At 74.8% G+C, this 1,307-nt stretch carries 2 protein-coding genes; one reads left to right on the forward strand and one right to left on the reverse strand.

Annotated features, from left to right (window positions below; all coding sequences use genetic code 11):
* A partial coding sequence (locus ABZ885_RS41315) for a helix-turn-helix transcriptional regulator (protein ID WP_360200383.1) occupies positions 1-817 on the reverse strand: 817 nt, incomplete at its 3' end.
* A gap of 162 nt (positions 818-979) precedes the next feature.
* On the opposite strand from ABZ885_RS41315, the gene ABZ885_RS41320 reads away from it, so the two are divergent.
* The coding region (locus ABZ885_RS41320) for an aldo/keto reductase (RefSeq protein ID WP_360200385.1) at positions 980-1,307 on the forward strand (328 nt) is incomplete at its 3' end.

Here is a 1,307-nt window from a genome sequence, read left to right on the forward strand (position 1 = left end):
CGCCCACACCGTGGGCGACCAGGGCCTGGTCGGGGTCGTCGGGCAGGCGCAGCGTCTCGAAGCCGAGATCGAGTTCGCCGACGACGGGGTGACGGTAGACGTAGCGCCCGTGGGTCTTGTCCCGCAGCTCGTGCGTCGCCCACAGGTCGCGGAACTCGGGGCTGGCGGTGGACAGTTCGTCGATCAGCTCGCCGGTGCGGGGGTCGTCGGGGTGGCGTCCGGCGTCCAGCCGCAGGTAGGCGGCGACGTCGGCGGCCTTCCCGTGCCAGTCGGCGTACAGGCCGCGCATCCCCTCGTCCAGGAACACCAGGCGGGCCAGGTTGCGGTGCCGGGGCGGCAGCGCGCCGAAGTCCGTGATCAGCGCGGCGGCCAGGCGGTTCCAGGCCAGCACATCGGTGTTGCGACCCACCACGTAGGCGGGGACGTCGGCGGTGGAGTCCAGCAGCCGCCGCAGTCCGGCCCGTACCCGCTGCGGCGCCGGCCCCGCGGGTCCATGCGGGCTGGTCGCCGGGTCCGCCCGCTCCGGCTCCGGCCACGGCCGGGCGAGGCGGTAGAGGTGGTCGCGTTCCACCGGGTCCAGGCGCAGGGCACGGGCGACGGCGTCCAGCACGGCCTCGGAGAAGTGCAGCGTCCGCCCCTGTTCCAGCCGGACGTAGTGGTCCACGCTCACGCCGGCCAGCCGCGCGAGTTCCTCGCGACGCAGTCCGGGAACCCTGCGCTGCCCGCCGTAGTCCGGCAACCCCAGGTCGTCGGGGTGCAACCGGGCGCGGCGCGAGCGCAGGAAGGCGCCGAGTTCCGTTCGTCGGTCGAGAGCCATGCGCACACCCTCCCACGGCCTGGTCCCGTCGTGCCTGGTCATGCCGTGCCCAGGCACCGGCCGCCACTGGTCGCCCGCCCGCGGGGCGGGCACCGTGATGGACGGGCCGGGCGCACCACGCCGCCTCGCCCGGACCGATCCTCACGAGGAGTCACCCACCGCATGAACGCCACCGCGACCCACCTGCCCACCCGTCCCCTCGGCACCACCGGCATGGACATCACCCGGGTCGGATTCGGCTCCTGGGCCGTCTCCGGCACCGGCTGGCGGTTCGGCTGGGGCACCACCGACGACGCCGAGTCGATCGCCGCCATCCGCCACGCCGTCGCCTCCGGCGTCAACTGGATCGACACCGCCGCCGTGTACGGCCTCGGCCACGCCGAGGAGTTGGTCGGCCGGGCCGTCGCCGGCCTTCCGGAAGCCGAACGCCCCTTCCTCTTCACCAAGGCCGGCCTGGTCTGGGACCCGCAGGACCCGCAGGCCGCACCCC

The organism is Kitasatospora sp. NPDC047058, from assembly GCF_040643935.1.
Taxonomy (GTDB): Bacteria; Actinomycetota; Actinomycetes; order Streptomycetales; family Streptomycetaceae; genus Kitasatospora.